Here is a 2,506-nt window from a genome sequence, read left to right as displayed (position 1 = left end):
GAGGTCGCACTCCCGGAAAATTCCAGATATGGGAAGTTAAGGCGCGAATAGGTAGACCCTACTCGTAATATACTGGACTCTGGACCGATTTCCTCCTTCTAAACTGAGCTAAAAAGAATACAGCCCTTTCTATGCTGTCCTTTCCGCCGACACGGATTTGACGAATAGCTGATCCGAATCTCGACGTAACCGTAACGGAACCCCGAAAACCCTGTGCGGCAGATTCCGACCGGGTTTTCTCTTTTTTAGGTGGATCCTCTCTTTCCCTCGCATTGACGCCGAGTTTGCTCAGCAACAAAGCGATGAAGTTCGCGTTCCATTCGTCGTCCCGCAAAGCACAGACGGCCAACTCTTTGGTGGTCAGAGGGGACCGAAACTTCGAGGGATCCCCAGGCACGCAAATAGATCCATGCGCAGCATTCCTAACGGCCTCAATGAGCCTGTACCTATCAAGGATGACACTGAGCGAAATCCCCAGCCAAGCTCCGAAGGCTACTTCCCACTCGCGAGTGCTCAGGGATAACCCGTGGACTTCGTTTAGCGCAGAAGCTAAACGAGTCGATATGTCATCATATTTTCGTTCCAGAAACCCATAATCGGCTGAACGAAGGTCTTCATCCTCCCACGGATAGTCGAAAGGAACAATCGCGTGAGGGTCTGGAGCTAGAGTGGCCTCCCAAGAAATACATGCGGCAGTAATATGCCAAGGGGCCATGGGCCAATGTGCCTCGCTGAGAACCCAAAGCGCTTCTCCACAGCTCCCGTGACCTGCCCCCTGTTTTAGGTCCAGTGGCTTCGAGAGTCGTCACTGGTTTCTAGTGGGTGCATTGGCCAGCATAAACGCTTGGGGTTGAATAGCCGAGCGATGAGTGCGGCCGGATGGTGTTGTATTCCTCCTTCCAGAGCCCGATGATGCCTTTGGCGTGGTTGAGGGAGTAGAACTGGTTGATACTGAGGCATTCGTCTCGCAGTTTCCCGTTGAAGGACTCAATGAACCCGTTTCGCCAGGGTTGCCCTGGTGGGATAAACACTCGCTGGGTTTCACTAGCCCATTGGGCAACGGCGTTGCTGATGAGCTCTGGCCCGTTATCCATCCGCAGGGCTCTGGGCGTGCCACGGTCGATGGCTAAGACGTCGAGCTGTTCGGCAAGGTCAAGACCGGTAATCGAGTAGTCGACGATGCCGCCCAAGCATTCCCTGGTGTGTTCATCCACGATGGAGAGGATCTTCACGGGTTTAGCCGTGATGGTCGAATCAAACTGGAAGTCGATTGACCACACGTCACCCGCGCTTTTTGCGACCACTGCGGGCACTGTTGACACACCGACTCGTTTCCGGCGGCGTTTCACGAACACACGCAAGCCTTCTTCGCGCCAGAGGCGTTGAATCTTCTTGTGGTTGACCTGCCAGCCGTCGTTTCTGGCATCGACATATGCCCTCCGGTATCCCCACCGGGGATGCTGGCGGGCATAGTCACGCAACCACGCCCGCAACGCGAGGTCAGGGTCATCAGGAGTGTCAGCCTGGAGTGGGCGGCGGAATGCGGACCGGGAGAGCCCGACAAGTCGACAGGCGAGCCGCTCACTGACATCACACCTGTTGATGACGTGAATCACGGCCCGACGTCGACTGGTCGGGCCTAGACGACCACCTCAGCCAACTCCTTGAGGACAGCCTTCTCGAGTTCTGCCTCAGCGAGCAGTTTCTTCAACTGAAGGTTCTGTTTCTCGAGCTGTTTGAGTTTCTTCGCGTCTTCAGCTTTCAGGCCGCCGTAATGGTTTCGCCACCGGTAATACGTCGCCTCAGTGACATTCAGCTCTTTCAACACGGCAGCAACGTCACCACCCTGGGCGAGGATGCGATCAGCGTCCTGGATTTTCCGAACGATTTGCTCCGGCGAATGCCGCTTCTTTCTCTTGGTCATGATGTTCACAGTCTTCCTGCCAGCTGACGCTGGCTGCAAGACGACTCTCATAACTTTCGGACCTAAAAAATGGGGTCACGTCATCGCATTCCGTGGATCTTGTTCAGTGCGACGGCCTTGACCATCCCGAGATAATGTAGGGGACGGCAAGCAAGCCAAATTCTGCGGTAGGGAGTGTGATGATTTTTTGCGTCGAATGTGTTCTGCCGGACACTAAGCCAGACCTTCAGTTCGATGAGAGTGGCCGATGCAGCGCTTGCTCAAATTTTCGGGCTCGGGCAACAATCGACTGGAAGAGCCGGGAGGCAGAGTTTGTCAAGATTTTGAGCAACAGCCGAGAGTTCAGCCAAAGCGCTTATGACTGTGTTGTACCGGTATCGGGTGGAAAAGACAGCACCTACCAAGTATTGAAATTGCTTGATCTTGGCGCGAACCCTCTAGCGGTGACAGCAACGACCTGTGATCTCACACCCGTCGGGCAAAGAAATATAGAGAACATAAAGAATCTTGGTGTCGACCACATCACAGTGTCCCCGAACCCCGTAATTCGGAGGAAATTAAATCGCATTGGCTTGGAACGAG

1 protein-coding gene and 1 pseudogene are annotated in these 2,506 nt (G+C 54.3%); one reads left to right on the top strand and one right to left on the bottom strand.

Annotation, left to right across the window (positions count from 1 at the left end; translation table 11 throughout):
* Window positions 1-815 precede the first annotated feature (815 nt).
* Window positions 816-1,924, bottom strand: a protein-coding gene (locus RI518_RS07695; RefSeq protein WP_310689797.1) for an IS3 family transposase whose coding sequence is annotated in 2 segments (ribosomal slippage) — window positions 816-1,654 and window positions 1,654-1,924 — 1,110 coding nt in all. Because the reading frame shifts where the segments join, the coding sequence is not laid out codon by codon here.
* Window positions 1,925-2,100: 176 nt separating this feature from the next.
* Here RI518_RS07695 and RI518_RS07690 point away from each other — a divergent pair.
* Window positions 2,101-2,506: pseudogene (locus RI518_RS07690) on the top strand (hypothetical protein); the annotation flags it as partial.

The organism is Pontimonas sp., assembly GCF_031581085.1.
Lineage (GTDB): Bacteria > Actinomycetota > Actinomycetes > Actinomycetales > Microbacteriaceae > Pontimonas.
Note: the sequence above shows the minus strand (reverse complement) of the source record. Positions and strands in the feature narration are given on the sequence as shown.